The organism is Lentzea chajnantorensis (assembly GCF_054300775.1).
In genome coordinates this window covers 5,358,931-5,382,547 of the sequence record NZ_JBSDZT010000002.1, presented here as the reverse complement: position 1 = coordinate 5,382,547, position 23,617 = coordinate 5,358,931, and the positions used below count along the sequence as shown (strand labels likewise).

At 72.4% G+C, this 23,617-nt stretch carries 31 protein-coding genes and 1 pseudogene; 19 read left to right on the top strand and 13 right to left on the bottom strand.

From position 1 onward, the window contains the following. Positions 1–96 precede the first annotated feature (96 nt). Both ACVDFE_RS26715 and ACVDFE_RS26710 read right to left on the bottom strand, forming a co-directional pair. Complete coding sequence (locus ACVDFE_RS26715) at positions 97–459, bottom strand: hypothetical protein (RefSeq protein WP_360394711.1); 363 nt, start codon at positions 457–459, stop codon at positions 97–99. Positions 460–696: 237 nt separating this feature from the next. Next, a complete protein-coding gene (locus tag ACVDFE_RS26710) occupies positions 697–1,077 on the bottom strand; it encodes a winged helix-turn-helix transcriptional regulator (RefSeq protein ID WP_458432302.1) in 381 nt (126 codons plus the stop codon). A 24-nt stretch (positions 1,078–1,101) separates the two neighbouring features. Here ACVDFE_RS26710 and ACVDFE_RS26705 point away from each other — a divergent pair, with 24 nt between their 5' ends. Continuing rightward, positions 1,102–1,452 carry a YybH family protein gene (locus ACVDFE_RS26705; RefSeq protein WP_458432301.1) on the top strand — a complete coding sequence of 117 codons (351 nt, stop codon included), beginning with the start codon at positions 1,102–1,104 and terminating at the stop codon, positions 1,450–1,452. On the opposite strand, the gene ACVDFE_RS26700 is transcribed toward ACVDFE_RS26705, so the two are convergent. From ACVDFE_RS26700 to ACVDFE_RS26675, 6 genes are all read right to left on the bottom strand, one after another. Then, positions 1,436–2,212, bottom strand: a complete 777-nt coding sequence (locus ACVDFE_RS26700) for an alpha/beta hydrolase (RefSeq protein WP_458432300.1) — start codon at positions 2,210–2,212, stop codon at positions 1,436–1,438. The two genes, ACVDFE_RS26705 and ACVDFE_RS26700, sit on opposite strands and share 17 nt — an antisense overlap. 84 nt (positions 2,213–2,296) lie before the next feature. Continuing rightward, positions 2,297–3,265 (bottom strand): PP2C family serine/threonine-protein phosphatase, encoded by a 969-nt coding sequence (locus ACVDFE_RS26695; protein ID WP_360394701.1) that lies wholly within the window; start codon positions 3,263–3,265, stop codon positions 2,297–2,299. Then, positions 3,265–5,436: a tetratricopeptide repeat protein gene (locus tag ACVDFE_RS26690; RefSeq protein WP_458432299.1), complete on the bottom strand. Its 2,172-nt coding sequence runs from the start codon at positions 5,434–5,436 to the stop codon at positions 3,265–3,267. Before ACVDFE_RS26690 ends, ACVDFE_RS26695 begins: the two co-directional genes overlap by 1 nt. A gap of 11 nt (positions 5,437–5,447) precedes the next feature. Further along, positions 5,448–6,404, bottom strand: a complete 957-nt coding sequence (locus tag ACVDFE_RS26685; protein WP_458432298.1) for a glutamate ABC transporter substrate-binding protein — start codon at positions 6,402–6,404, stop codon at positions 5,448–5,450. Further along, on the bottom strand, positions 6,401–7,639 hold the full coding sequence (locus tag ACVDFE_RS26680; RefSeq protein ID WP_360394694.1) for a hypothetical protein: 1,239 nt from the start codon (positions 7,637–7,639) through the stop codon (positions 6,401–6,403). Before ACVDFE_RS26680 ends, ACVDFE_RS26685 begins: the two co-directional genes overlap by 4 nt. A gap of 184 nt (positions 7,640–7,823) precedes the next feature. Continuing rightward, positions 7,824–8,594: a TetR/AcrR family transcriptional regulator gene (locus ACVDFE_RS26675; protein WP_458432297.1), complete on the bottom strand. Its 771-nt coding sequence runs from the start codon at positions 8,592–8,594 to the stop codon at positions 7,824–7,826. A gap of 41 nt (positions 8,595–8,635) precedes the next feature. On the opposite strand from ACVDFE_RS26675, the gene ACVDFE_RS26670 reads away from it, so the two are divergent. The 4 genes from ACVDFE_RS26670 to ACVDFE_RS26655 are packed head-to-tail and all read left to right on the top strand — an operon-like array spanning position 8,636 to position 12,556. After that, complete coding sequence (locus ACVDFE_RS26670; RefSeq protein ID WP_458432296.1) at positions 8,636–10,960, top strand: DEAD/DEAH box helicase; 2,325 nt, start codon at positions 8,636–8,638, stop codon at positions 10,958–10,960. Continuing rightward, positions 10,957–11,199, top strand: a complete 243-nt coding sequence (locus tag ACVDFE_RS26665) for a hypothetical protein (RefSeq protein ID WP_458432295.1) — start codon at positions 10,957–10,959, stop codon at positions 11,197–11,199. Before ACVDFE_RS26670 ends, ACVDFE_RS26665 begins: the two co-directional genes overlap by 4 nt. After that, positions 11,181–11,714, top strand: coding sequence for an SWIM zinc finger family protein (locus ACVDFE_RS26660; protein ID WP_458432294.1), 534 nt, complete (start codon positions 11,181–11,183; stop codon positions 11,712–11,714). Before ACVDFE_RS26665 ends, ACVDFE_RS26660 begins: the two co-directional genes overlap by 19 nt. Beyond that, a complete protein-coding gene (locus ACVDFE_RS26655; RefSeq protein WP_458432293.1) occupies positions 11,711–12,556 on the top strand; it encodes a DUF3626 domain-containing protein in 846 nt (281 codons plus the stop codon). The genes ACVDFE_RS26660 and ACVDFE_RS26655 overlap by 4 nt, the downstream gene beginning before the upstream one ends. Here ACVDFE_RS26655 and ACVDFE_RS26650 read toward each other — a convergent pair. Further along, positions 12,492–13,481: a helix-turn-helix transcriptional regulator gene (locus tag ACVDFE_RS26650; protein WP_360394678.1), complete on the bottom strand. Its 990-nt coding sequence runs from the start codon at positions 13,479–13,481 to the stop codon at positions 12,492–12,494. The two genes, ACVDFE_RS26655 and ACVDFE_RS26650, sit on opposite strands and share 65 nt — an antisense overlap. A 49-nt stretch (positions 13,482–13,530) precedes the next feature. Between ACVDFE_RS26650 and ACVDFE_RS26645 the strand changes: the two genes are divergently transcribed. Both ACVDFE_RS26645 and ACVDFE_RS26640 read left to right on the top strand, forming a co-directional pair. Beyond that, complete coding sequence (locus tag ACVDFE_RS26645; protein ID WP_458432292.1) at positions 13,531–14,007, top strand: hypothetical protein; 477 nt, start codon at positions 13,531–13,533, stop codon at positions 14,005–14,007. 60 nt (positions 14,008–14,067) lie between these two features. Next, on the top strand, positions 14,068–14,571 hold the full coding sequence (locus ACVDFE_RS26640) for a DUF2087 domain-containing protein (protein WP_360394673.1): 504 nt from the start codon (positions 14,068–14,070) through the stop codon (positions 14,569–14,571). A 37-nt stretch (positions 14,572–14,608) separates the two neighbouring features. Here the strand turns inward: ACVDFE_RS26640 and ACVDFE_RS26635 are convergent, their stop codons facing one another. Beyond that, positions 14,609–15,340, bottom strand: coding sequence for an SDR family oxidoreductase (locus ACVDFE_RS26635; protein WP_458432291.1), 732 nt, complete (start codon positions 15,338–15,340; stop codon positions 14,609–14,611). A 62-nt stretch (positions 15,341–15,402) separates the two neighbouring features. Between ACVDFE_RS26635 and ACVDFE_RS26630 the strand changes: the two genes are divergently transcribed. Beyond that, positions 15,403–15,630 carry a hypothetical protein gene (locus tag ACVDFE_RS26630; protein ID WP_360394667.1) on the top strand — a complete coding sequence of 76 codons (228 nt, stop codon included), beginning with the start codon at positions 15,403–15,405 and terminating at the stop codon, positions 15,628–15,630. Positions 15,631–15,839: 209 nt separating this feature from the next. Here ACVDFE_RS26630 and ACVDFE_RS26625 read toward each other — a convergent pair whose 3' ends face one another. Both ACVDFE_RS26625 and ACVDFE_RS26620 read right to left on the bottom strand, forming a co-directional pair. Next, a complete protein-coding gene (locus ACVDFE_RS26625) occupies positions 15,840–16,016 on the bottom strand; it encodes a hypothetical protein (RefSeq protein WP_360394664.1) in 177 nt (58 codons plus the stop codon). A gap of 103 nt (positions 16,017–16,119) precedes the next feature. Continuing rightward, positions 16,120–16,491, bottom strand: a pseudogene (locus tag ACVDFE_RS26620) (MerR family transcriptional regulator); the annotation flags it as partial. 87 nt (positions 16,492–16,578) lie between these two features. Between ACVDFE_RS26620 and ACVDFE_RS26615 the strand changes: the two are divergent. From ACVDFE_RS26615 to ACVDFE_RS26595, 5 genes are read left to right on the top strand one after another with little or no spacing between them, the layout of a single operon-like run. Next, positions 16,579–17,349: an SDR family NAD(P)-dependent oxidoreductase gene (locus tag ACVDFE_RS26615; protein ID WP_458432290.1), complete on the top strand. Its 771-nt coding sequence runs from the start codon at positions 16,579–16,581 to the stop codon at positions 17,347–17,349. Positions 17,350–17,379: 30 nt separating this feature from the next. Beyond that, a complete protein-coding gene (locus ACVDFE_RS26610) occupies positions 17,380–17,871 on the top strand; it encodes a GNAT family N-acetyltransferase (protein ID WP_458432289.1) in 492 nt (163 codons plus the stop codon). A 45-nt stretch (positions 17,872–17,916) separates the two neighbouring features. Continuing rightward, positions 17,917–18,696, top strand: a complete 780-nt coding sequence (locus ACVDFE_RS26605) for an arylamine N-acetyltransferase family protein (protein WP_458432288.1) — start codon at positions 17,917–17,919, stop codon at positions 18,694–18,696. 35 nt (positions 18,697–18,731) lie between these two features. Further along, positions 18,732–19,238, top strand: a complete 507-nt coding sequence (locus ACVDFE_RS26600; protein WP_360394652.1) for a general stress protein — start codon at positions 18,732–18,734, stop codon at positions 19,236–19,238. Next, the gene (locus tag ACVDFE_RS26595; RefSeq protein WP_458432287.1) at positions 19,235–19,456 is read left to right on the top strand and encodes a hypothetical protein; all 222 of its coding nucleotides are present in this window, start codon (positions 19,235–19,237) and stop codon (positions 19,454–19,456) included. Before ACVDFE_RS26600 ends, ACVDFE_RS26595 begins: the two co-directional genes overlap by 4 nt. A gap of 107 nt (positions 19,457–19,563) precedes the next feature. Here the strand turns inward: ACVDFE_RS26595 and ACVDFE_RS26590 are convergent, their stop codons facing one another. Next, positions 19,564–19,788 carry a hypothetical protein gene (locus tag ACVDFE_RS26590; RefSeq protein ID WP_458432286.1) on the bottom strand — a complete coding sequence of 75 codons (225 nt, stop codon included), beginning with the start codon at positions 19,786–19,788 and terminating at the stop codon, positions 19,564–19,566. A 92-nt stretch (positions 19,789–19,880) separates the two neighbouring features. Here ACVDFE_RS26590 and ACVDFE_RS26585 point away from each other — a divergent pair, with 92 nt between their 5' ends. From ACVDFE_RS26585 to ACVDFE_RS26560, 6 genes are all read left to right on the top strand, one after another. Beyond that, positions 19,881–20,189: a MerR family transcriptional regulator gene (locus tag ACVDFE_RS26585; protein WP_458432285.1), complete on the top strand. Its 309-nt coding sequence runs from the start codon at positions 19,881–19,883 to the stop codon at positions 20,187–20,189. Between the two features lie 61 nt (positions 20,190–20,250). After that, the gene (locus ACVDFE_RS26580; protein WP_360394643.1) at positions 20,251–21,006 is read left to right on the top strand and encodes a TetR/AcrR family transcriptional regulator; all 756 of its coding nucleotides are present in this window, start codon (positions 20,251–20,253) and stop codon (positions 21,004–21,006) included. Beyond that, positions 21,003–21,923, top strand: coding sequence for an NAD(P)H-binding protein (locus tag ACVDFE_RS26575; RefSeq protein ID WP_458432284.1), 921 nt, complete (start codon positions 21,003–21,005; stop codon positions 21,921–21,923). Before ACVDFE_RS26580 ends, ACVDFE_RS26575 begins: the two co-directional genes overlap by 4 nt. Then, on the top strand, positions 21,889–22,155 hold the full coding sequence (locus tag ACVDFE_RS26570; protein ID WP_458432283.1) for a hypothetical protein: 267 nt from the start codon (positions 21,889–21,891) through the stop codon (positions 22,153–22,155). Before ACVDFE_RS26575 ends, ACVDFE_RS26570 begins: the two co-directional genes overlap by 35 nt. Positions 22,156–22,162: 7 nt before the next feature. Next, a complete protein-coding gene (locus ACVDFE_RS26565; RefSeq protein WP_458432282.1) occupies positions 22,163–23,416 on the top strand; it encodes an RNA polymerase sigma factor in 1,254 nt (417 codons plus the stop codon). After that, a complete protein-coding gene (locus ACVDFE_RS26560; protein ID WP_360394631.1) occupies positions 23,413–23,616 on the top strand; it encodes a hypothetical protein in 204 nt (67 codons plus the stop codon). The genes ACVDFE_RS26565 and ACVDFE_RS26560 overlap by 4 nt, the downstream gene beginning before the upstream one ends. The last annotated feature ends 1 nt before the right edge of the window (position 23,617 follow it).

Here is a 23,617-nt window from a genome sequence, read left to right as displayed (position 1 = left end):
GTGGAAGCCGGGGAAGCCCGCGGCTGAACTGCGGGTTCCGGGTCAGCCGCGACCGGACCGGTGTCGAAGCGTTGCCGGTGGACGCGGTAGGCCGTGTCACATCCGCACGCAGTCGGTCCCCCAGTGTTTCGCGTCGGGACCCCACAGTTCTCCGCAGGTCCACGACCCCGCCGGCGCCTTCCAGGCGCCGGTGAGCTCGAACCAGCCGCCCGGTTTGAGGTTGGCGCGGTATCCGCTGCGCTTGTCGATCCCGGCGGGACCGTTGTACACGTGGGCGTCGACGTTGTAGAGCGTGTAGTTGCAGGCGTTGATCACGTGGACCCAGTACACGGTGCCGGAGTTGGGATGGGGGTCAGTGCGAACGCACCCGTCGACCGCCGCCGCGGTGTTCGTGAGGGTCGCGCTCAACGCTGCGGCCATGAGCACAGCCGTTCCGAAGATGGCTTTGACGGATCTCATCTCGACACCCCCGTGTCACCTTCACGCATCCATGGCTGTGGTGCGTTCACCCGCTCCTGCAACTGACCAATGTGCCAGCCTTGACGCAGCCGGGGTGCGATTTCGAGCCTTCGACCACCCGAAAGAGGTGCTCGGTCGACCGGCGGCGAGCACCGCCGCGAGCACTTGGCCTGCCATCGGGGGTCCGCCCCGGCGATCAGCCCGGACCCCGCCGCAGCGGCAGCCGACCAGGCGATCTCACCGGTCGGCGACGCCCAGCAGCCGTTCACCGGTGCGGTAGAGCTCCAGCAGCAACGGCCGCAGCGCCACACCGGCGTCGGTCAGCGCGTACTCGGTGCGGGCGGGGAAACCGGGGGAGCGGTCGCGGCGCACCAGCCCCCGCGCCACCAGACCATCCAGCCGCTCGGTCAGCACCTTCGCGCTGAGCTGCGGCAACCCCGCGCGCAACCCGCTGAACGACCGCGGCCCGCCCATCAGGTCGCGCAGCACCAGCGTCGCCCACCGGCCGCTGACCGCCGCCAGCGCCACCTCCACCGGGCACACCGCCGACGGCGCCACCGTCCGGCCCCGCTCGGTCGGCACCAGCTCCTCGTCCCAGGTCACCGTTTGGTGACCCACGCCGGCGTTCGCCACGCTGAGCCCATGAGCATCCACCCCGCCAGTGTCGCCCACGCGTTCGCCGCCGCGTTCAACTCCCGCGACGCCGGCGCCGTCGACGCGGTCTACGAACCCGGCGCCCTGTTCGTGCCCCGGCCCGGCCACACCGTCACCGGCAGCGACCGGCGCGCCGCCAACCAGGAGTTCCTCGACACCGGCCTGCCGATCACCGTCACACCGCGCCACGTCTACGCCCACGACGGAATCGCGCTGCTCGTCGTCGACTGGGCCATCGGCGACGTCACCGGCACCGCCACCGACGTCGCCCGCCTCGGTGCCGACGGGCGGTGGCGGTACGTGATCGACAACCCGTTCGGCACTAGCCGCGTGGCGTGACCGACACGACCGCGTCCACCACCTCGCGGCCCGAGAGCAGCACCTCGTCGTTGTGGTCCGCGCCCGCCACCTCGACCAGCCGTGCCCGTGCCGCCGCGGCCACCGCCCGGCTCTGCGCCGGCGGCACCACCGAGTCCGCCGTCCCCAGCAGCACCACCGCCGGCACGTCCAGCCCGGCCACCCGCTCGGCCACCGGGTACTTGTCCTGCAACAACATCCTCACCGGCAGGAACGGGTAGTGGTGCGAGCCCACCTCGGCCAGCGACGCGAACGGTGAGCGCAGCACCAGCCCCGCCGGTGCCCGCCAGGTCGCGAGCTCCACCGCCACCGCCGCCCCCAGCGACTCGCCGAAGTAGACGACCGGCCCGTCGACCAGGTCCAGGGCGGCGCGGGCGTCCATCGCCAGGCCCTCCTCCGAGGGCGTGCCCGGGTTGCCGCCGTAGCCGCGGTAGTCGAACAGCAGCACCGACACCCCCGCGTCGACCAGCGCCCGCGCCAGCGGCACCCGGCCCAGCCGGTTGCCGCCGTTGCCCGGGAACACCACCACCGTCGCCGGGGCGTCACGGGTCTCGAAGTGCCAGCCGTCGAGCAGCAGGCTGTCCGCCGTCACCAGCCGCACGTCCCGCCCACCGGGCAGGACCTCCTCGGCGGACGGCAGCGGACCGGGGGACGGGAAGTAGACCAGCTTGCGCTGGAACGCGAAGACCACGGCGACGATGGTGACAACCACCGCCGCCGAGATCAACACCGCCCCGCGCACCCGCTCATCTCAGCAGCGCCGGTCGGTGTTCGCGACCTGCGCGAACACCGGGGTGACGAACCCGCGCCACGACGACCACCCCGGTCAGTCGCCGGGCACGAACGGCACCAGCACCACCGTGATGTTGTCGTGCCCGCCCGCGTCCAGCGCCACCTTCACGAAGTCCTCCGGCCCGCACGGCAGCAGCGGCTGCAGGTCCTCCGGCAGCGGCCGGTAGTTGTGCAGGCCGTCCGAGCACAGCAGGAACGTCCCCGGCGTGCTCGGCCGCAACGTCACCACCTGCGGCACCACCGGGCCCGCGTCCGCGCCGATCCACCGCGACAGCACGTGCGCGCGCCGGTCGGTGCGGGCCTGCTCCTCGGTCAGCACCCCCTCGGCCACCAGCTGCGCCGCCCACGTGTCGTCCGCGGTCAGCTGCCGGGAGCCCTCCTGCGCAAGCCAGTAGGCCCGCGAGTCGCCCACCCAGCCGATCGTCACCGCCGAGGGCGTCACCACCGCCGAGACGAACGTGCACGAGGGCGCCACACCGCGGCCACCGGCCTCGACCGGGTCGGTCTCCACCAGCTGCTCCACCGCCAGGCACGCCGCCGCCACCGCGTCCACCATGGCCTGCTCGGCGTCCGCGGCCTCGATCAACGCGTTGAGCAGCACGTCGACCGCCGCGTCGGCCGCGGCCTGCGAGGCCTGCTCCGCGCGTTCGGACGACGCCACCCCGTCGCACACCACCGCGGCCACACCGGCGCCCGCGACCTGGCCGAACGCCATCGAGTCCTCGTTGCGGGCCCGCCGCTTGCCCCGGTCGCTCACCCCCGACACCGCGCCCAGCGCGTACTCCACCCGGTCCCGCGCCGACGGCTGGTGCCGGCCGCACTGGGTGCAGTAGTCCTCGTCGTCGATGTCGGGTGATCCGCACAGGATGCACGAGGCCTGCGCGGGACCGGTCGGTCCGCCGATCGGCGTGCGCCGCACCAGCAGGTTGCGCCCGCACGCCTCGCAGAACCGGTCCTCCGCGGCGATCGGTGCGAAGCAGTCCGGGCACTTCAGGGTGTCCATCAAACCAACGTCCTAGGCCTTACCGCGTTCGCGCGGTCCACCAATGCGATCCGTTCCTCCGGCGTGGCCGCGAACCGGGCCAGCGTGCGGTAGCGCCGCTCGAGACCCAGCCGAAGCTCGTGTTCGGAGAGTGCACAGTCCAGCACCCTGCCCTCGGCGGCGTGATTGCGGGTCACGTAGTCGAACGCCGCCTCCAGCAGCTCGGCCGCGAGCTGTGTGCGCGAGTGGAGGTCGATGTCCAAGGCCCGCAACCGTTCCCCGGCCGCGACGAGGTCCTCCGCGGCGCAGTCGCCGAGCTGCGCGCGCACCGCGAGGATCTGGGCGGCCAGGTGCTGGGAGGAGGTGTCGGGCACCGACAGCAGCACCTGCACCGCTCGCGCGCGGTCACCGCACGCGAGCAGCACCCGCGCCAGTCCGAACGCCGCCGACACGTGCGCGTGGTCGGTGCGCCACACCAGCTCGTACCAGCACGTCGCCGACTCCAGGTCCCCGGTCGCCTCCGCGCACACCCCCAGCGCCAGCTTCGGTGCCGCCTCACCCGGCAGTGCCGAGCACACGGCGTCGAAGAACCCCAGCGCCTCGTCGGCGCGGCCGTCGCGCAACGCCGCCAGGCCCCGGTACCAGTCCGGCCGCCAGTCCTCCGGGTCCACGTCCGGTTCGTCGAACAGCGGCGGCACCGTCAGCGACTCCAGCTCCCGCAGCGCCGCCGCGGTGTCACCGGACTCGATCAGCACCCGCACGATCCGCAGCCGCACCTCGACGGTGTACTCCGGTGCCTTGCGCAGCCCCGCCGGGTCCGACGTCGCCGCCGTGGCCAGCCACGAGGCCGCCGCGTCCGAAGTGCTCACGCTCGGTGCCGGCAACGCCAGCGCCGCCTCGACCAGGTCCAGGCCGCCCTCCACGCCGAAGCGGCGGCGTTCGGGGGTGAACTGCTTGGACATGCCCGGCCGCGGCACGCCGTCCTCGATCGCCAGCACCTCGCGCAGCACACCGGTCAGCTGCTCGGCCATGTCCTCGGCACTGGCGAAGCGCAGCTCCGGGTTCGGGTGCGTCGCGCGCAGCAGCAGCCGGTGGAACGACGAGAACCGCGCCAGCAGCGGCTGCTCCTGCGGGGTGGGCAGCCGGTCCTTGCACGTGCCGCGGAAGTCGAACGGGAAGCACATCACCGCCAGCGCCCGCCCGACCGTGTAGATGTCGGAGAACACCGACGGGCCGATCGTGCCGATCTCCGGTGCCTGGTAGCCGATCGTGCCGTAGATGGGGGAGTGGTGGTCGTCGATGCGCCGCACCGCGCCCAGGTCGATCAGCTTGAGCTGCTCCTCGGTGTGGATCATGTTGTCCGGTTTGAAGTCGCAGTACAGCAGCCCCACCCCGTGCAGGTAGCCCAGTGCGGGCAGGATCTCCAGCACGTAGGCGATCGCCTGCGCCAGCGGCAGCGCCTCGTCCCCGCGGCCCTCCCGCCGCCGGCTGGTGATCATCTCCTTGATCGACTCGCCGCCGACGTACTCCATCACGATGTAGTCGACCAAACCGCCGGTCTCCCGGTCGGCGTGCCGGATGAAGTTGTGGATCTTCACGATGTTGGGGTGCTCGACCTCGGCGAGGAACCGCCGCTCCGCCAGCGCCGCCGCCATCGCGTCGGCGTCGCCGGAGTCCAGCAGGCCCTTGAGCACCACCCACCGGTCGCTCACCGCGTGGTCCAGCGCCAGGTACAACCAGCCCAGGCCGCCGTGTGCCAGGCACCCCAGCACCTCGTACTGGTCGTGCAGCACCTCACCGGGTGCGAGCTTGGGCGTGAACGAGTAGCGGTGCCCGCACTGCGGGCAGAACCCCTCCACCCGGCCGGGGCTGCCCTCCCGCGTGCGCCCGACCTTCTTGCCGCAGCGGGAGCAGAACCGCTTCGCCTCCGGCACCTCCGGGGCAGCCAGCACCGCGGTCGTCGGGTCCCGGTAGGGCACCCGCGGCACCTCCACCAGCCCCGCGCCCAGCCGGCCCCGGCTCATCGAGCGCACCGAGGTGCGCCGCGCCCGCCCCGACCCCGTCGCCGCCGGCTGCGACACCGACCACGGCGCCGTCCCCGGTGACGTGGCGGGGGAGGTCGCGGGTCCCGTGCCGCGCTCCGCGGGTGCCGTCGCCGGTCCGGTGACGGGCAGGTCCAGGTCCTCGCTCATCACGGCCCTCCTCAGTCCCGATACCGCGCGACCGGCGGCTGCGGGGCCGGGCCCAGCGTGCCCAGCCACCGCCGGTAGGTCTGCGCCCACGTGCCGTCGGAACGCATCCGCTCCAGCACGCCGTTGACGAACCGCACCAGGTCCTCCTGCCCCTTGGGCACCCCCACCCCGTACGGCTCCTCGGTGAACCGCGCCCCCACCACCTCGGTGTAGGGGTCCTGCGCGGCCAGGCCGGCCAGGATCGTGTCGTCGGTGGAGATCGCCTCCACCTGCCCCTGCTGCAGCATCACCAGGCAGTCCGTCCAGTTCGGCACCGACACCAGCGTGCGCGCCCTGCCCGCGACGTTGCCCAGCGAGGTCGAGCCCGTGGCCACGCACACCCGCTTGTCGCTCAGGGCGCCGACACCGGAGATGCCTGAGTTGCGCCGCACCAGCACCCGCTGGCCCGCCTGGTAGTACACGGCCGAGAAGTCCACGTCGCGCAGCCGCTCGCAGGTGATCGTCATCGTCCTGGCCACGACGTCGACCTCGCCGCGTTGCAGCACCCCGATCCGTTCCGCTGCCGTGACCACCTTGAACTGCACCTTCGCCGAGTCGCCGAAGATCGCCCGCGCGATCTGGCGCGCCACGTCGACGTCGAAGCCCTCGATCTCGCCGGTGAAGGAGTTGCGGAACCCCATCAGGTACGAGTTCTGGTCCACCCCGGCGATCAACCGGCCGCGCTGGAGGATGCGGTCCATCGCCGAGCCCTGCGGCATCTGCCCCGCGGGCGGCAGCGGTCCCGGGCGCAGGCTCGCCGTCGCGTCGCACTGCGGCGCCGGACCGGGGGAGGACGTCGGGGCGCCCGTCACCGTGCTCGCCCCCGCCGGCAGCGGTGCCGGCACCTCCTCGGGCACCACCTCGCTGGGGACGGGTCCGCCCGTGCAGGCCCCCGCCAGCAGCACCGCCGCGAGCACGAGCCGCCTCATCGGTACTCCTTGAGCCGCTGCCACAGTCCCGTCGTCGACCCGGCCGCGCTGATCAGCGACAGCACCAGCACCCCCACCACCGTGCCCGCCAGCGTCGAGCGCGCCACCGCGACCTCGTCGCTGAAGTCCTGCCGCGCCTGACCGATCGCCTGCACCAGGGCGAGGTCCAGCGAGTCGAAGTAGGGCAGGCTGATCTGCTTGACCGCCTCGGTGTACTGCCCGGCGTCGTCGGCCTCCCGGATCCGCTGGTGCACCTGCTGCCACTGCTCGAACGCCCGCCCGGCCTGCTCCACCGGCTCACCGCCACCGGGGCGTGCCTGCTCCAGCAGCCCCTTGAGGCGCGCGGAGGTGTCCACGAAGCTCTTCTCGTAGGTCTGCCCGGCGCCGCGCGCCACCAGCGTGAGCGTCTCGTCGCCGCGGGCGGTCAGCGTCGCGATCCGGGCCTGGGCGAGCACGTCGGCCTGCTGCGAGGCCGTGCGGCTGTCGCTGACGTCGCGCATGACCAGCAACGACACCGTCGTCACCCACAGCAGTGACACCACCGCCGCGCCGGTCGCGACGAGCAGCCCGATGTTGAGCACGCGGTTGGTCTTGCGGGTCAGGTACCGCTGGGTGAGCAGCAGCCCCACCACGAACAGCACCGCGACCCCCACCTCCGCCACCGGGAACCGCGCCTCGTCCTGCGCCCGCGTCACCCGCCCGGTCTCGGCGGCGTAGAGCTGCTGCGCCGCGGGCAGCAGCTGGGTGCGCATCAGGTTCGACGCCTGCCGCAGGTAGGCCGCGCCCACCGGGTAGCCCTGCCGGTTGTTGCTGCGCGCGGTCTCGATCAGCCCGGTGTAGACCGGCAGCTGTGCCGACAGCGTCGCCGTCAGCTCGGGGGAGGAGGCCGTCGCCACCGACAGCGCCGCCTGCGCCTGCGCGATGTCCTTCTCGTAGCGCTCCCGCAGCCGCACCGGCTCGAGCCCGCCCGACAGGAACGCGCTCGCCGCCGTCGCGTCCGCGTCCTGCAGCGACCGGTACACCTCCTGCGCGGCGTGCGCGAGCGGCTCCGACCGCGCCGACAGGTCGTCGAGGGCCTGCGACTGCCGGACCACGCCGTAGGTGGTCAGGGTGCCGCTGGCCAGGCTCGCCAGCGCCAGCACCAGGATGATCAGGCTCAACCGCCCCGGCGTCGACCGCGCCAGACCGGTGATCCGGCGCACGAGCGCCTGCCGGGGGTGCGCGTCGATCACCACGATCTGCCCTCCCTGCAGCGGTGCCTGCCCGGTGCGCGGTCGCTGATCCGGTGATCGTCACCACGCCGCGTGGCGTAACTGTAGGCATCCGGGCACCACCGCGTGCGAATTCGCGACCGGACGTGCGAGGTGTCACCAGGCCGTAACCGCGCGAATCAGCTCCGCCACCCGTACGGCGGTTGCGTCAGCGGCCACCGGTGTCTGCCTGGCGGGTGGTGACCAGCCGCTCCACGCCGTCGAGGATCATCTCCAGGCCGAAGTCGAACGAGTGCTCCGGGCTGAACGCGCTGTGGTGCTGCTCGCCCACCGCGCCGCCCACCCGTGCCGCCACCGGGTAGCGGGCCGGGTCGAACACCGTCATCAGCACCGGTGCCGCCGCGTCCCACCACTGCTGGTCGGTCAGACCGGTCTCCTTCTCCGTCAGCGCCGCCGCCGTCAGCCCGCGCGCCGAGTTGTGCACGTGGCCCAGCACCAGGTTCAGCACCGAGTCCATCTCCACGTCCGACAGGCCGATGCCTTCCAGGCCGCGCAGCTCGAAGTCGTACTTGGCCGCAACCTGCGGGCCCAGCACCGTCCGCGACGGCGCCACCTGCAGCAGCCACGGGTGCCGCCGGTGCAGGGCGAGGTTCTCCCGCGCCACGGACGCCAGGTGCGCGCGCCAGCCCGCGGCCGGGACGCGGCCGGTCTCCTGCTGGACGGTGTCGACCATGACGTCGATGAGCTCGCCCTTGCCGGGCACGTAGGTGTAGAGCGACATCGTGCCCACGCCCAGCGCCTCGGCGACCCGCCGCATCGACAGCGCCCGCAGGCCCTCGGTGTCGGCGAGGTCGATGCCGGCCCGCACGATCCGGTCCACGTTCAGGTCCGGTTTGCCCTTGCGGCTGGTCCGCTCCTGGGTGCGCCACAGCAACGCCAGCGTCCGTGCCGGGTCACCGCTGCCCGTGTGTTCGATCACGACGACGACACTACCGTACCGTATGCTGTACGGTACAGGGTATGTTCGCCCCTGCCGATCCGCCCCGCCTCGGTCAGCTCGACGGAAAACGTCTGCTCGACGCCCTGCCCGCGGTGCTGGCCGGTGAGGACTACTGGGCCGTGGCCGCCGCCACCGCGCTGCACCTCGTCGCCCGCGGCCGCATCGTGCCCGGGGTGACCGCCGCCGGGCACGACACGTGGCGGATCGGGCCGCTCGACCACGCCGACGAGCTGCACCTGCGCGCGCTGGCCGCGCACGGGTCCTATGACCAGCTGCGCGCGTTCATGGACGCGATCGCCGACACCCTGCCGCGCGGGGGCGACGGGCCGTTCGCGGCGGCCGAGCCGTGCGCGGTGCCCGAGCTCAAGGCCTGGGCCGACGAGCAGATCACCCTGTCGCTGCGGCTGGACCTGGACTTCCGGGCGACGCTGCAGGTCCGCGCCGTCACCGACGCCCACCCCCGTGACGTCGCCGGCTCCGGGCGCGAGCTCGACGCCATCAAGGCGATCCGGCGGTCGAGCTGGACACCGCTGCACCGGCTGCTCGACCAGGCCTCCCCGCACCACCTCGACCTCACCGACGACGAGGTCGGCTCGCTGCTGGGCAGCGACATCGAGGTCCACTGGCCCAGAGAGCTCAACACCACCCTGGCCGCGCGGGCGGTCATCGGCCAGGCGAGCGGGCAGTTCACGGCCGGGGAGCTGCTCACGTTCGACTGGCAGCTCGCCCTGGGCGGCGACCCGCTCACCGCCGCCGAGATGGACCTCATCGCCGAGGCCAGCCGCCCCGTCGTGCGGCTGCGCGACCAGTGGGTGCTGCTCGACCCCGCGCTCGCGAAGAAGGCCCGCGCACGGCTCGCGCCGATCCCCGCGGTCCAGGCCGTCACCGCCGCCCTCACCGGGGTCGCGGTCATCGACGGCGAACACGTCGAGGTCGCCCCGCACGACCTCGCCCGCACCGTCACGCAGATCCCCGAGATCGCCCAGCCCGCGGCATTACGCGCCACCCTGCGCGACTACCAGCTGCACGGCCTGCGGTGGCTGGCGCACCTGACCTCCCTCGGCCTGGGTGCCTGCCTGGCCGACGACATGGGCCTGGGCAAGACCATCACGCTCATCGCCCTGCACCTGCACAAGGACCTCGACGCACCGACGCTCGTCGTCTGCCCCGCCTCACTGCTGGGCAACTGGGAACGCGAGCTGCACCGCTTCGCACCCGGCGTGCCGGTCACCCGCTACCACGGTCCACACCGGACGCTGCCCGGCCGCGGCGTCGTCCTCACCACCTACGGCACCATGCGCCTGGACGCCGAGGTCCTGCGCGAGCACACGTGGGGCATGGTCGTGGCCGACGAGGCCCAGCACGTCAAGAACCCGCACTCCGGCACCGCCACGGCGTTGCGCGCCATCCCGTCGGCGGCGCGGGTCGCGCTGTCGGGCACACCGGTGGAGAACTCGCTGTCGGAGCTGTGGTCCATCCTGGACTGGACGACACCGGGCCTGCTCGGCACGCACCGCGCGTTCCGCGCCCGCTGGCCGGAGCCCGACGACACGCTCGCCCGCGTCGTGCGGCCGTTCCTGTTGCGCCGCCGCAAGTCCGACCCCGGCGTCGCACCCGAGCTGCCCGCAAAAACCGAGACCGACCTGCCCGTCTCGCTCACCACCGAGCAGGCCGCCCTCTACGAGGCGCTGACCCGCGAGACCCTCGACCGGATCGCCACCGCCGACGGCATGGCCCGCCGCGGCCTGGTGCTCACACTGCTCACCGGCCTCAAGCAGATCTGCAACCACCCCTCGCAGTACCTGGGCCACGACACGCTGCGGGGCAGCTCCGGCAAGCTGGAGCTGCTCGACGAGCTGCTCGCCACGATCCTCGCCGAGGACGGCTCCGTGCTGGTCTTCACCCAGTACACCGCCATGGCCCGCCTGCTCGAACAGCACATCACCGCCCCCACCCTGTTCCTGCACGGCGGCACCCCGGTCGCCCGGCGCGAGCAGATGGTCGAGGACTTCCAGGCCGGTCGCGCCCCGGTGTTCCTGCTGTCGCTCAAAGCCGCCGGCACCGGGCTCAACCTCACCCGCGCCGACCACGTGATCCACTTCGACCGCTGGTGGAACCCCGCCGTCGAGGACCAGGCCACCGACCGCGCCCACCGCATCGGCCAGACCCGGCCCGTGCAGGTCCACAAGCTCGTCACCGAGGGCACCGTCGAGGAACGCATCGCCGCACTGCTGGCGCGGAAGCGCTCCCTGGCCGACGCCGTGCTCACCGCGGGGGAGTCCGCCTTCACCGAACTGACCGACGCCGAACTCGCCGAGCTCGTCGAACTGAGGAGCACCCGATGACCGCCCGCGGGTTCGCCGCGTTCCCGAAGACCAAGCGCCGCGTCGCCACCACCTGGTGGGGAAAGACGTGGGTGAAGGCACTGGAGGACACCGCTCTCGACACCGCCGTGATCCGCATGGGCCGCCGCTACGCCCACGCCGGCGTCGTCGGCCCCATCACCGTCAGCCCGGCCGCCTGCACGCCCAGGTCCACGACGACGACACCGTCTACAGCACCACCGTGCACGTCCCGGAGCTGACCGAGCTCCACTGGGGACGGTTCCTCGACCGCGTCGCCGAGCAGTCCGGTCACATCGCCGCCCTGCTCGACAACGACATGCCCCGCACCCTGGTCGCCTCCGCCGCCGACGTCGGCGTGGACCTGCTGCCCGGCATCGGCGACCTCGACCCCGACTGCGACTGCCCCGGCTGGGAGCTGCCCTGCCGCCACGCCGCCGCACTGGCCTTCCAGGTCGGCTGGCTGCTCGACGCCGACCCGTTCGTCCTGCTGCTGCTCAAGGGCAAACCCGAACAGGAACTGCTCGACGCACTGCGTTCCCGCATCGCCGGACCCGTCGGCACCAGAACACCTGTGGTGGTTTCCGACGTCGCCGCAGGTCAGCTGCCCGCACGACCGGGCGTCCCGGCCACCACACCTGTGGTGCTCGCGGTCGAGGCGCCACCGGGCTTCGCCGCCGAGGAGCTCGTGGCACTGATGGAGATCGCCGCCGGACGCGCCCGCGCACTGCTGCGTTCGGGCACCCTCGAAGGGTGATCACCGAGAAGCAGAAGATGATGACCGGCCGGCTGTACCGCGACTCCGACCCCGAACTGGTCGCAGCCGGCACCGACAACTTCCGCGGCCTCACCGGGCCGCCGGTGCCGCGCGACCTGCGCATCACGCTCAACTTCCACCCCGGCCACGGGGTCCTGGCCGCCCTCGCCCGCGACGGCGTCTACCGCTCCCAGTTCGAGACCGGCACCGGCAACGGCGGCCTCACCGCCCACCCGGGCGGAGCCCGCTGGCAGTGGGAGAGCCGCCTGTTCGGCGGCGCCTACGACCACGCCCCACCCGCCGCGCGCCCCAAGTACGGGGCGCTCAACCACCGCCGCAGCGAGTTCGGCGGCGCACCGCGGTTCGGCTCGGCGCACCTGCGGCTCACCGAGAACACCCTCGACCGCAGCACGTTCTGCTACCCCGACAGCGTCTTCGAACCCGTCGACTTCGGCACCGCGCGGCACATGCCGCTGATCGCCCTCACCGGCCACCGCGACCTGCTCGACGACTACGTCGAGGCCCACGTCCACGGCCCGGTCACCCTCGCCGACGTCGAGGCGGTCGTGCTCGACCCGTCCTTCCGCGGCACCGAGGTAGAGGACGCCGCGCACGCCCTGGACACCCGCGTCGAGTGGCACAGCGGGTTCCGGATGTCCACAACGGACCTCGATCCGGGCTTCCGCACGCCCGAGTCGGTGGAGCTGGGACTGCGCATCGCCGTCGACGGCGTCATCGACCCGTGGGTCCTCGCGCAGGCTGACGCCGACCCGCAGGTCAGGAAACACCTGTGGCACCACCTGGCGCATACAGCGCTGCGAGGTCCCGCACCACCGCCGTGACCCGCTCGCGCAGCTCCGCCGGCTCCAGCACCTCCACCTCCGCGCCCAGCCGCAGCAGCATCCCCGTCGCGTGCGGGACCGACTCGATCGGGATCGTCACCCGCGTCCACCCGCCGTCGGGCACCGCCGAGTCCTCCGCCGCCCGCGCCACCACCGGCAGCACGTGCACGGCGAACGACTCCCAGCCGCGCGGCGACAACCGCAGCACCGCCGACCCCGTGTGCTGGCGTGCCTGGAAGTCCTCCAGCGACGCCGCCCAGTGCGCCGCCAGGTCGAAACCCGCCGGGCGTTCGAACGTCCCCTCCAGCGCCCGCACGGCCTGGATCTGCGCCACCCGGTAGGTCGAGATGCGCGAGGACCCCAGCGCCACCAGGTACCAGCGGCCCGCCTTCAGCACCAGGCCGAGCGGGCGCAGCACCCGCGTCACCTCCTCCGGAGCCTGCCAGCGCCGGTAGGAGACCTCCAGCAGCCGCGCGTGCCACACCGCGTCGGCGACCAGCTCCAGGAACGGCGACCGCTCCGGGTCGTAGTACCAGGCAGGGGCGTCGAGGTGGAACCGCGTGGCCATCCGTGCCGCCCGGTCGCGCATCGGCGAGGGCAACGCCGCCATCAGCTTCAGCTGCGCCGCCGACACCGCCGCCCCCAGACCCAGCTCCGCCGCCGGACCCGGCAACCCGGCCAGGAACAGCGACTCCGCCTCCTGCTCGGTCAGGCCCGTCAACCGGGTGCGGTAACCCTCCAGCAGTTGGTAGCCGCCCGCCGGGCCCGCGTCGCCGTAGAGCGGCACCCCGGCGGCGTGCAGCGACTCCACGTCGCGGTAGATCGTGCGGACCGACACCTCCAGCTCGTCGGCCAGCGCCTGCGCGGTCATCCGCCCCTTCGCCTGCAACAACAGCAGCAACGACACCAACCGGCTCGCACGCACAGAAATACACTGCCACAAGGTGTCAGCAGTGGGCTCATACGTTCGACGCATGGCGTTCTACGAGAAGAACCTGACGGTGCGCGAACCCCTGGTGGTCGCGGGCAGACACGTGAAGCGGTACGAGGTGGTCACCCCCGGACTGGAGATCACTGACGACGTCCGCGCCGCCGCGTACGACTTCCTGCCGACGATCTACCCGGACTTCGCCGACCCCACCCCGCCCGCCACGGTCACCGTGCTGCACCGCAGCGCCGCGGGCATGTACCTCAACGCCTACAACTGGGTCTGGGACAACGTCCTGCACTGCCGCACCGCCGTCTCCGGCGACCAGCCGTTCCTCGGCTCCACCGACCCCGACCTCACCCGCTTCAGCGTCATCCCCAAGGACCTCATCGGCTGCGTCTGGGAGCTGCCGCCGCTCGAACACGAACGCAGGGCCTGGGTGCGGCACGTGCTCGACACCGACGAGCCGGACCTCACCGCCTACCTCGCCGACAGCCTGGCGCGGGGACCGGTCGGCCGATGAGCGACTGGACAGGGGCGCCGTCCCGGTAAACGGCTGGACGGGGTGGCTAGGTTCGCAGACATGACCACCCCCGAGAACGTCGTGCGCGCACTGGCCGAACCGTCGAGGCTGCGGGCGTTCGCCGCCGTCGTCCTCGGCGCGGGAACGCTGGCCGACGTCGCCGCCGCGTCCGGGCTCAAGGTCAAGGACGCGGGCGTCGCACTGCTCAAGCTGCGCGAGGCCGGGCTGGTCGAGGGAGAACCGGCCCGCCCGGCCGACCTCAAGCCGCTCGCCGCCACGCTCACCGAGGCGATGCCCGCCGACGGGCTCGCGCCGTTCGTGCGCGGCGACAAGCTGATCTCGCTCCCGGTGGCGGCCGAACGCCGCCGCAAGATCCTCGAACATGTCGCCGCACGCGCCTTCACCGCCCGCGAGTATTACGACGAGAAGCAGGTCAACGAACGGCTGCGGGCGTGGTGCGACGGGGGAGAGGTCGACCACGTCACCCTCCGCCGCTACCTCGTCGACCACGGCCTGCTCGAACGCGGCGGCGGCATGTACCAGGCCCAGCCCCTGCCGATCTGATGCCGCGGTCTAACCCCAGCCGATCTGATGCCGCGGTCTAACCCCGGCCGATGTAGGGCATGGCCGTGGCCATCACGGTCATGAACTGCACGTTGGCCTCCAGCGGCAACCGCGCCTGGTAGAGCACCGCGTCGGCCACGTGCCGCACGTCGAACGTCGGCTCCGGCCGCGTCTCGAGGTCGGCCTGCAGCACGCCTCGGCCCATCCGCTCGGTCATCGGGGTGGCCGCGTTGCCGATGTCGATCTGCCCGCAGGCGATGTTGTGCGCGCGGCCCTCCAGCGACAACGACTTGGTCAGCCCGGTCATCGCGTGCTTGGTCGCGTTGTAGGCCACCGCGTGCGGGCGCGGCACCGACGCCGAGACCGAGCCGTTGTTGATGATCCGCCCGCCGCCGTGGGTCTTCATCACCCGGAACGCCTCCCGTGCGCACAGGAACGCGCCCGTCAGGTTCACCCCGACGACCTCCTCCCACGCGCTGAGGCCGAAGTCCTCGACCGGCGTGGCCGGCACGGTGGTGCCGGCGTTGTTGAACAGCACGTCCACCCGGCCCCAGGAGTCCACCACCGCCTGGAAGAGAGCGCTCACCGAGTCCTCACGCGACACGTCGGCCGGTACCACCAGCGCGGTGTCCGGGAAGCCCTCGGCGGTCTCGCGCAACGCGTCCGCGCGCCGACCGGCCAGCGCCACCCGGAACCCCGCGGCCAGCAGGGTGCGCGCCGCCGCACGCCCCACACCCGAACCCGCTCCCGTCACGACCGCTACCGCCATGCCCGCTTCTCCCCTCGATCCAGCGATTGCCCGCGGTGTCGAGTGTGGAGTAATCACCACTGGTGGAACATGAAGAGGACACCTGCCTGCTGTGCGCGGGGTCGGGGACCATGTCGTGGCAACAGCCGGTGTTCGGTGACGAAGGCCTTGTCGTGCAGGAGATGTCACACCCGTGCCCGCGCGGCTGCTCGGGCTGGTGGCGGGTCCCGGCGGCCGAGCGCAGCGGCATCGTCGCAGGGAACGTCGCACGTGCCAACGAGATCCCGGCGGGACCGTCCACCCCGGCCTGATCACCGGGTCGTCACCGAGCGTGAACGATGGGGTTCACCCATTATTGCCAAGGGGTCCCTTTTTCGGCGGCTGCGGCCACTCGGAGTAGAAGCGGACACTGTCGTCCTGTGAAGGAGTGCAGCCGTTGCCATGGATCTGGGCTCAACGAGGACCGGACCGCCTGCCGCGCGTGCGGCGGGCTCGGCCAGGTCCCCGACCGGTAGTGAGCTCAGTCCTTCCTGGTCATCAGAGTAGGGCCGAGGATGCGGCGGGCGAGCCGCCGCGACAGCGACCTGCGTCGGCGCACGGGCGCCGGCGCGGGTGCCGCCTTCGGTTCCTCTGACGTGATCTTCGCGAACACCTCGGTCGCCGGCTCTGCACTGCCGGACTGTTGATCGATCGGCACGCGAGGATCTTGCCATCGCGCCCTCCTGCGCCCCGCACGAGGGCAGGCCTGCCGTGACCCCGGTCACGGCCACCACATCGGACGCCGGGGGCACCGGAGACGGTCAGGCCGAAGTCCCGGGCACACCGGTCAGACCGGTGCTGCCGCGCGGGCTGCGCCGGCCGGTGAGGTACTGCTCCAGCGCCTGCCGGCGGGCGCGGATGCGCCGCTCCTGGTCCAGCAGGTCATCGCGGACCTGCTGAACCCGGGCGAGCAGCTCGGAGCACGCGGTGCTCTCGTGGCCGCCGCCCACGCAGGGCACGACGTCGCGCAGCACCCTGGAGGACAGCCCGGCGGCGAGCAGGTCCTGGATGAACTCCACCACGCCGACCGCCTCGGGCCCGTAGTCGCGGTACCCGTTGGGCAGGCGCTCGCTGCGGATGAGTCCCTGCTCCTCGTAGTAGCGCAGAGCCCGCGTGCTCGCGCCGGTCGCCCGGCTGAGCTTCTCCGATGCGCATCACGTCCCGCCTTCCCGGCCGTCGGCTTGACCTTCACGTTGACGTCAATGTTTAGGTTAGCCGCCATGACAACGGCATCCGAGATGAAGGGCCGCCACGCCCTGGTCACCGGCGGGTCGAGCGGCATCGGCGAGGCCATCGCGGACGCGCTCGCGGGCCACGGGGCGAACCTGGTGCTGGTGGCCCGCGACCCTCAACAACTGGAGAGGACCGCCGCCGGACTGCGCGAGCGGCACGGTGTCGTCGTGCGGTGCGTGCCGCTCGACCTCGACGAGCCCGGCGCTCCCCACCGCCTGCTGGAGGTCGTGCGGGAGGCGGGTGTCGAGGTGGAGATGCTGGTCAACAACGCCGGCACCAGCTCACGTGCGCCGGTGGCCGACAGCGACCCCGCCGCCCTGCGCCGGCTGGTGGACCTCAACGCCGGTGCCCTGACCGAGCTGACCGCGCTCGTGGTCGCCGGGATGGTCCGGCGGGGCCGCGGATCGGTCGTCAACATCGCGAGCACCGGGGCCTACACCCCGGCGCCCGTGCTCGCCGCCTACGCGGCGTCGAAGGCCTACGTCCTGTCCTTCACGCAGGCGTTGTGGGCCGAGACGCGCTCCAGCGGCGTCCGCGTGGTCGCGGTGAGCCCGGGACCGACGCGGACGGCGATGAACGCCCGGCCCGGCCGCGGGAAGCGCGATCCCGCCCAGGTCGCCCGCACCGCGCTGGCCGCACTGGAGCGCCGCGGACCGGCCGTGGTCGACGGGCACCTCAACAAGCTCACCGCCTTCCTGCTCCGCAGGACACCTCTGCGCCTGGTCGCCGCACTCGCCCTGCGCGCGACCCAGTCGTAATCCGGTGGACAGCCCGGACAGGATGCCGGTGTGGAACGCCTGCGGACCGAACGGCTGACACTGCGCCCGCTCACCGAGTCCGACGTGGACGACCTGCGGCGGCTGCACGCCGACCCCGAGGTGATGCGGTTCCTCGACCCCGCGCCCGTCGAGCACTACCTGGCCGGCGGTTTCCACGCGGCCGTGGAGCGGCGCACCGGGCGGTGGCTGGGCTGGTTCGAGCTCGGGGACACCGGTGCCGGTGTGTTCGAGCTGGGCTACCGGCTGCGCCGCGACTGCTGGGGCCGCGGGTACGCCACCGAGGGGGCCGGGGCGCTGGTCGAGCACGCGTTCCGCGCACGCGGGGCGCAGCGGGTCGTCGCGACCACGATGGCGGTCAACGCCGGGTCGCGGCGGGTCATGCGGAAATGCGGGCTGCGGTACGTGCGCACGGTGTTCCCGCAGTGGGACGAGCCGCTGCCCGGCGCCGAGCACGGTGACGTCGAGTACGAGCTGACCCGCCAGGAATGGGAGTCGGCGTGATCGAGTTGGGGTGGGCGAGGGGTTCACAGCCGAAGGGGGTCACGCATGTGGGAGACGGACGTCGTCGACGTGGACGCGTACTTGGAGCGCACGGGAGCGTCCGCGTCGAGCTCGCTCGCGGAGCTGCATGAGGCGCACGTGCGCGCCATTCCGTTCGAGAACATCGACGTGATGCTGGGTCTCGTGCCGTCGCTGGACATGGCCGACATCCAGGACAAGCTCGTCCACCGCCGCCGCGGCGGGTACTGCTTCGAGCACCAGCTGCTGTTCACGGCGGTGCTGGAACGCCTCGGGCACACGGTGCAGCGGCGGATGAGCCGGGTGAGGACCGGCCCGCGCACGCACATGATGTCCATCGTGGACGGTCAGCTCGCCGACGTCGGGTTCGGCGCGGGGATGCTGCACCCGATGCCGTTGCGCGACGGCGCGGTCGTGGACCAGGCGGGGTGGCCGCACCGGCTGCGGCGCGCGCAACGCCGCTGGGTGCTGGAGAAGCAGACCGCGGACGGCTGGGAGCTGCAGCACGCGTTCGAGGACGACGTCGAGCAGCTGCCGGTCGACTACCTGGCGGCCAACTACTACGTGGCCACGCACCCGAGGTCGCCGTTCAGCGGCCAGCTCGTCGTGATGCGCCTGGAACCCGGTCTGAGCCGGCGGCTGGTCGGCCGCACGCTCACCGTCGACCGCGCGGGCGCCGAACCGGAGCGGGTCGAGGTCGAGGACCTCGGTGCGGCACTGGAGTCGCTGGACATCGCGCTCACCGAGAGGGAGCTGAGTCACATCGGCTCAACTTCAGGAACACCCGTGCCCGCACATTCGTACTAATAGATGTAGGGGATCGCACATCGGAGGTGTTGCACATGACCACCGCGACTCCGTTCACCGCTGGAGCCACGACCGGCGTCAACGCACTGCCCACCCCGCCCAGCGGCTGGCCGATCGGGTCCTACGCCACCTACGAAGAGGCGCAGCGAGCCGTCGACCACCTGGCGGACAACGACTTCCCGGTCGCCGACGTCACCATCGTCGGTGTCGAGCCGATGATCGTCGAACGCGTCACCGCGCGCCTGACCTGGGGTCGCGTGCTCGGCGCCGGCGCCGCGTCCGGTGCCTGGTTCGGTCTGTTCGTCGGTCTGCTGCTCGGGTTGTTCTCGACCGGCGGCGCCATCGCCCCGATCGTCACCGGTCTGCTCGTCGGTACGGCTTTCGGTCTGGCCTCGTCGGCCATGCGCTACGCGGCCACACGCGGCAAGCGCGACTTCGCCTCGACCACGCAGCTGGTCGCGGGCCGCTACGACGTGCTGAGCCACCCGCGCAGCGCCGAACGCGGCAAGGACATGCTGACGAAGCTGGCGTGGCGCGGATGAGCGCCCCGCTGACCGCCGGGGAACTGCGCGCGGCGGTGGAAGAGATCAGCCTCAGGAGCGCCGAGCTGAGCTCGGCAGCGGCCCGGCTGGCCGCACGCGCCGACCGCGACCTCGGCCGCGACGTCGCCGAGGTCGTGAAGGACCTGCGCGCCGCGGCCCGCCAGCTCGGCGTGGCGCAGCTCCTGCTCGAACCGGCGGGCGCCGACCTCGCCGCCTAGAAGACCAGCTCCCACCACGCGGAAGGGGCGGCAGACCTCCGGGTCTGCCGCCCCTTCCCCTGTGTCTGGGCTCCTTCCCGCGTCGGCTGGACGAGAACGCGACTGCCTCATCCGGCCGGGGGAGATCGCTGCCGCGACCTCGCGGACCCGGTGCGCCACACCCCTCGCAGTGCCGCGGGCTCCGCGAACCCGACGGCGGCCGCGGGGCGGTGGTGACGCGGTCTCGGTGTCGTACCGAAGTTGGCGTCGATGATCGCCTCGAACTCCGCGCTCACCCACGCCGGGTCGGCGTACACCAGGTCCGCGAACGCCCTCTCACCGGTCGTCAGCACCTTGTACCACTCCTCGATGAAGAGCTAGCAGGTACATATTTTTTGTAGCGCGCACTGTAGGTTTAGTCAACCACCCGATAGAGGAGTCCGGCGTGCCGCTCAGCGACCTCGACGACGAGGACTACCCGGCCTACAGCATGGGCAGGGCGGCCGAGCTGCTCGGCGTGCAGCAGGCGTTCCTGCGCAGCCTCGACGCGGCCGACGTCCTCGTGCCGCAGCGCTCCGACGGCGGTCACCGCCGCTACTCCCGCCGTCAGCTCGGCCTCGCGCAGCGCTTCCGGGCGCTGTTCGACGACGGTCACCCGCTGGCTTCCGCGGTCGTGATCGTCCGGCTGCAGGACGACCTGACCGCCGCGAAAGCCCAGGTGGCGGACCTCCGGGCGCGGTTGGGCGCGAACTGACCCAGTTTCCGTATGACGTACGGTATTATTTCCGTATGGCCTACGGAAATAAGGGGGACGCATGGCCGTCGAACGCAGCGGCGCAGGAGACGCCGCCAAGACCATCGCACTGCTCTGGCGCCGGCCGCCGGAGCCCAAACCGGTCGGCAGGAAGCCCAAGGTGAGCGTCGACCAGGTCGTCGCGGCCGCCATCGCCGTGGCCGACCGCGAAGGACTCGCGGCGATGTCGATGGCGCGCGTCGCACAGGAGCTCACCGTCGGCACGATGTCGCTCTACGGGCACGTGCCCGGCAAGGCCGAGCTCATCGACCTGATGGCCGACACGGTGCTGCAGGAACGCGACCTGAGCGCCGAGGGCACGTGGCGGGAACGCATCCAGCACTACGCCGACCGCACCCGCGCCGTCTACCAGGCGCACCCGTGGATGCGGGACGTGTCGATGGTGCGGCCACCGCTCGGACCGGGCCTGATGGACGGGCAGGAGTTCGTGCTGGCCGCGCTGGCCGACTCCGGGCTCGAACCGCGGCAGGTCATCGTCGCGCACACCGCCGTCGAGGGGTTCGTGCACGGCGCCGCGGCCGCCGAGGTCGACGACCAGCAGCTCGAACAGGTCACCGGCGAGTCCGGCGACTCCTGGTGGCACGCGCGGCAGCTGTTCTGGGACGACTACTTCGACGTGGAGCGCTACCCGACGATGACGACCCTGTGGAACGCCGGCGCCTACGACACCGGCGGCACGCTCGCCGAGCAGGTGCGCGGCTCGTTCGACTACGGCCTGACCAAGCTGCTCGACGGCATCGAGGGAGGCCTGCGATGACGGTCCTGGTGACCGGGGCGACCGGCAACGTCGGCCGGCTGGTGGTGCGGGGACTCGCGGACCGCACTCGCGTGCGGGCGATGACCCGCGACCCCGCGAAGGCGAGCTTCCCGGACGGCGTCGAGGTGGTGCGCGGCGACCTCGACGACCCCGGCGGCATCCCGTTCGACGGCGTCGACAAGCTTTACCTGTTCGCGCACCCGCCCACCGCGCAGCGCGTCGTCGACCTGGCCGTGCGGGCCGGTGTGCGCAGGATCGTCACGTTGTCCTCGGGCGCGGTGACCCACGGCTACGACCGGACCCACCACCTGCCGGTCGAGCAGGCGGTCGAGGCCTCCGGGGTGGCGTGGACGCACGTGCGGCCCGGCGAGTTCGCGGTCAACAAGGTCGACCTGTGGGCACCGTCGATCCGCGCCGACGGCACGATCGTGCACCCGAACCCCGACGAGCTCGGCCAGCCGATCCACGAGGCCGACGTCGCCGACGTGGCGGTCGCCGCGCTGCTGGAGGACGGCCACGACGGCAAGGCCTACACGCTCAGCGGCCCCGCGCCGCTCACGCAACGCGAGATGGCGCGGGCGATCGGCGAGGTGCTCGGGCGGGAGCTGCGCTTCGCCGACGTCACGGTCGAGCAGGCACTGGCCTACTACGTGAGCGTGGGCTGGCCGGAGGAGATCGCCCGCTACGTCCTGGGCCTCGGCGGCTACGAGGGCGGCGACGCGGACGACTTCTCCGACTACGAGTTCGCGGTGGAGCCGGACTTCGAGACCGTCACCGGCAGGCCCTACCGCACGTTCGCGGCATGGGCGCGCGACCACGCCGTCGATTTCGGCGGCTCCTCGATCGACGTTCCCGCGGGGGACGCGCGACGAGGAGGACCCGGTGCGGTTTCTGGTGATCGTCAGGACGGCGGCTGAGCTGCCGTTCGCCACGAGGTACTGCGACGCGCTGGCGCGGGCGGGGGTGCTGCTCGACGCGGCCGACCTGCGCGCCGGCGCCGTCGACGGGAACGGCCGTGCCACGGCGGGTGCGCCGGTGCGCGGGTACTGGCTGATCGACGTGCGCGACCACGCCGAAGCGGTCGAACGCGTGCGGCGCCTGCCAGTGGCCGGGTGCATCGTGGAAATCCGGCAGGTGGCTGTGGTCTGATGCCCCCATGGGGGCTACGACCTCGGTGCACCGGACGATCGACGCGGTCTGGCGGATGGAGTCGGCGAAGGTCATCGCCGCGCTCGCCAGGTACGTGCGCGACGTCGGCCTGGCCGAAGAGATGGCACAGGACGCGCTGGTCGCGGCGTTGGAGCAGTGGCCGGTCGAGGGAGTGCCGAACAACCCCGGCGCGTGGCTGACGACCACGGCCAAGCGCCGGGCCGTCGACCAGATCCGCCGCCGCGAGAACTTCAACCGCAAGGTCGAGGAGATCGGCCGCGACGTCCGGGAGTCCTCACCGGACGCCAGTGCGGGCGTCGAGGACGAGATCGGCGACGACCTGCTCAGCCTCATGTTCACCGCCTGCCACCCCGTGCTGGGCACCGAGGCGCGGGTCGCGCTGACGCTCAAGATGCTCGGCGGCCTCAAGACCGAGGAGATCGCGCGGGCGTTCCTGGTCAGCGACACCGCGGTGGCGCAGCGGATCGTGCGCGCGAAGAAGGCGCTGGCCGAGGCCGGGGTGCCGTTCGAGGTACCGGAGGGACCGGAGCTCGCCGCCCGCCTGGCCAGCGTCCTCGAGGTCATCTACCTGATCTTCAACGAGGGCTACTCCGCCACCCGGGGCGACCACTGGATGCGACCGGAGCTGTGCGCGGAGGCGCTGCGGCTGGGCCGGGTGCTCGCCGAGCTCGCGCCGAAGGAGGCCGAGGTCCACGGGCTGGTGGCACTGATGGAGATCCAGGCCTCCCGCTCCCAGGCCCGCACCGCCCCCGACGGCACACCGGTCCTGCTGCTGGAACAGGACCGCGCCCGGTGGGACTGGCTGCTCGTCGGCCGCGGCCTCGCGGCGCTGGAACGGGCAGAGGCGCTCAACCAGCCGCCCGGCCCCTACTACGTGCAGGCGGCGCTCGCGGCCTGCCACGCCCGCGCCCGCAGGCCCGAGGACACCGACTGGCGGCGCATCGCCGCGCTCTACGAGGTGCTCGCACGGCTCTCGCCCTCGCCGGTGGTCGAGCTCAACCGGGCGGTGGCGCTGTCCATGGCCTACGGACCGGCCGCCGGGCTCGCGCTCGTCGACGAGATCGCGGGCGCGAAGGCGTTGCAGGGCTACCACCTGCTGCCCAGCGTGCGCGGCGACTTCCTGCTCAAGCTCGGCCGCACCGACGAGGCACGGGCGGAGTTCGAGAAGGCGGCGGGCCTGACCCGCAACGAACGCGAGCGCACCCTGCTGCTCGACCGCGCCGCCGCCTGCCTCACGTGAGCGCGAGCGTCACCCCCAGCGCGGTGAACGACACCGCGAAGAACCGGGCGCGGGTGCTCGCCGGCGGGGTGAAGGTGCAGCCGCTGTCGTGGCACTGCCAGACCGAGCACGCGCCGGGGCTGGTGCTCGGGTACGCGGCGACGACACCGGGGGACATCACGACGGCGGTGGCCGCGATCGGACGCGCATTGGCGAGGTGAG

Excerpts from the sequence above, each read along its gene's own strand:
- ACVDFE_RS26715 (WP_360394711.1), bottom strand. The coding sequence starts at position 459 with ATGAGATCCGTCAAAGCCATCTTCGGAACGGCTGTGCTCATGGCCGCA.
- ACVDFE_RS26705 (WP_458432301.1), top strand. The coding sequence starts at position 1,102 with ATGAGCATCCACCCCGCCAGTGTCGCCCACGCGTTCGCCGCCGCGTTC.
- ACVDFE_RS26695 (WP_360394701.1), bottom strand. The coding sequence starts at position 3,265 with ATGGACACCCTGAAGTGCCCGGACTGCTTCGCACCGATCGCCGCGGAG.
- ACVDFE_RS26690 (WP_458432299.1), bottom strand. The coding sequence starts at position 5,436 with ATGAGCGAGGACCTGGACCTGCCCGTCACCGGACCGGCGACGGCACCC.
- ACVDFE_RS26685 (WP_458432298.1), bottom strand. The coding sequence starts at position 6,404 with ATGAGGCGGCTCGTGCTCGCGGCGGTGCTGCTGGCGGGGGCCTGCACG.
- ACVDFE_RS26670 (WP_458432296.1), top strand. The coding sequence starts at position 8,636 with ATGTTCGCCCCTGCCGATCCGCCCCGCCTCGGTCAGCTCGACGGAAAA.
- ACVDFE_RS26665 (WP_458432295.1), top strand. The coding sequence starts at position 10,957 with ATGACCGCCCGCGGGTTCGCCGCGTTCCCGAAGACCAAGCGCCGCGTC.
- ACVDFE_RS26645 (WP_458432292.1), top strand. The coding sequence starts at position 13,531 with ATGGCGTTCTACGAGAAGAACCTGACGGTGCGCGAACCCCTGGTGGTC.
- ACVDFE_RS26640 (WP_360394673.1), top strand. The coding sequence starts at position 14,068 with ATGACCACCCCCGAGAACGTCGTGCGCGCACTGGCCGAACCGTCGAGG.
- ACVDFE_RS26635 (WP_458432291.1), bottom strand. The coding sequence starts at position 15,340 with ATGGCGGTAGCGGTCGTGACGGGAGCGGGTTCGGGTGTGGGGCGTGCG.
- ACVDFE_RS26615 (WP_458432290.1), top strand. The coding sequence starts at position 16,579 with ATGACAACGGCATCCGAGATGAAGGGCCGCCACGCCCTGGTCACCGGC.
- ACVDFE_RS26605 (WP_458432288.1), top strand. The coding sequence starts at position 17,917 with ATGTGGGAGACGGACGTCGTCGACGTGGACGCGTACTTGGAGCGCACG.
- ACVDFE_RS26600 (WP_360394652.1), top strand. The coding sequence starts at position 18,732 with ATGACCACCGCGACTCCGTTCACCGCTGGAGCCACGACCGGCGTCAAC.
- ACVDFE_RS26595 (WP_458432287.1), top strand. The coding sequence starts at position 19,235 with ATGAGCGCCCCGCTGACCGCCGGGGAACTGCGCGCGGCGGTGGAAGAG.
- ACVDFE_RS26580 (WP_360394643.1), top strand. The coding sequence starts at position 20,251 with ATGGCCGTCGAACGCAGCGGCGCAGGAGACGCCGCCAAGACCATCGCA.
- ACVDFE_RS26575 (WP_458432284.1), top strand. The coding sequence starts at position 21,003 with ATGACGGTCCTGGTGACCGGGGCGACCGGCAACGTCGGCCGGCTGGTG.
- ACVDFE_RS26565 (WP_458432282.1), top strand. The coding sequence starts at position 22,163 with ATGGGGGCTACGACCTCGGTGCACCGGACGATCGACGCGGTCTGGCGG.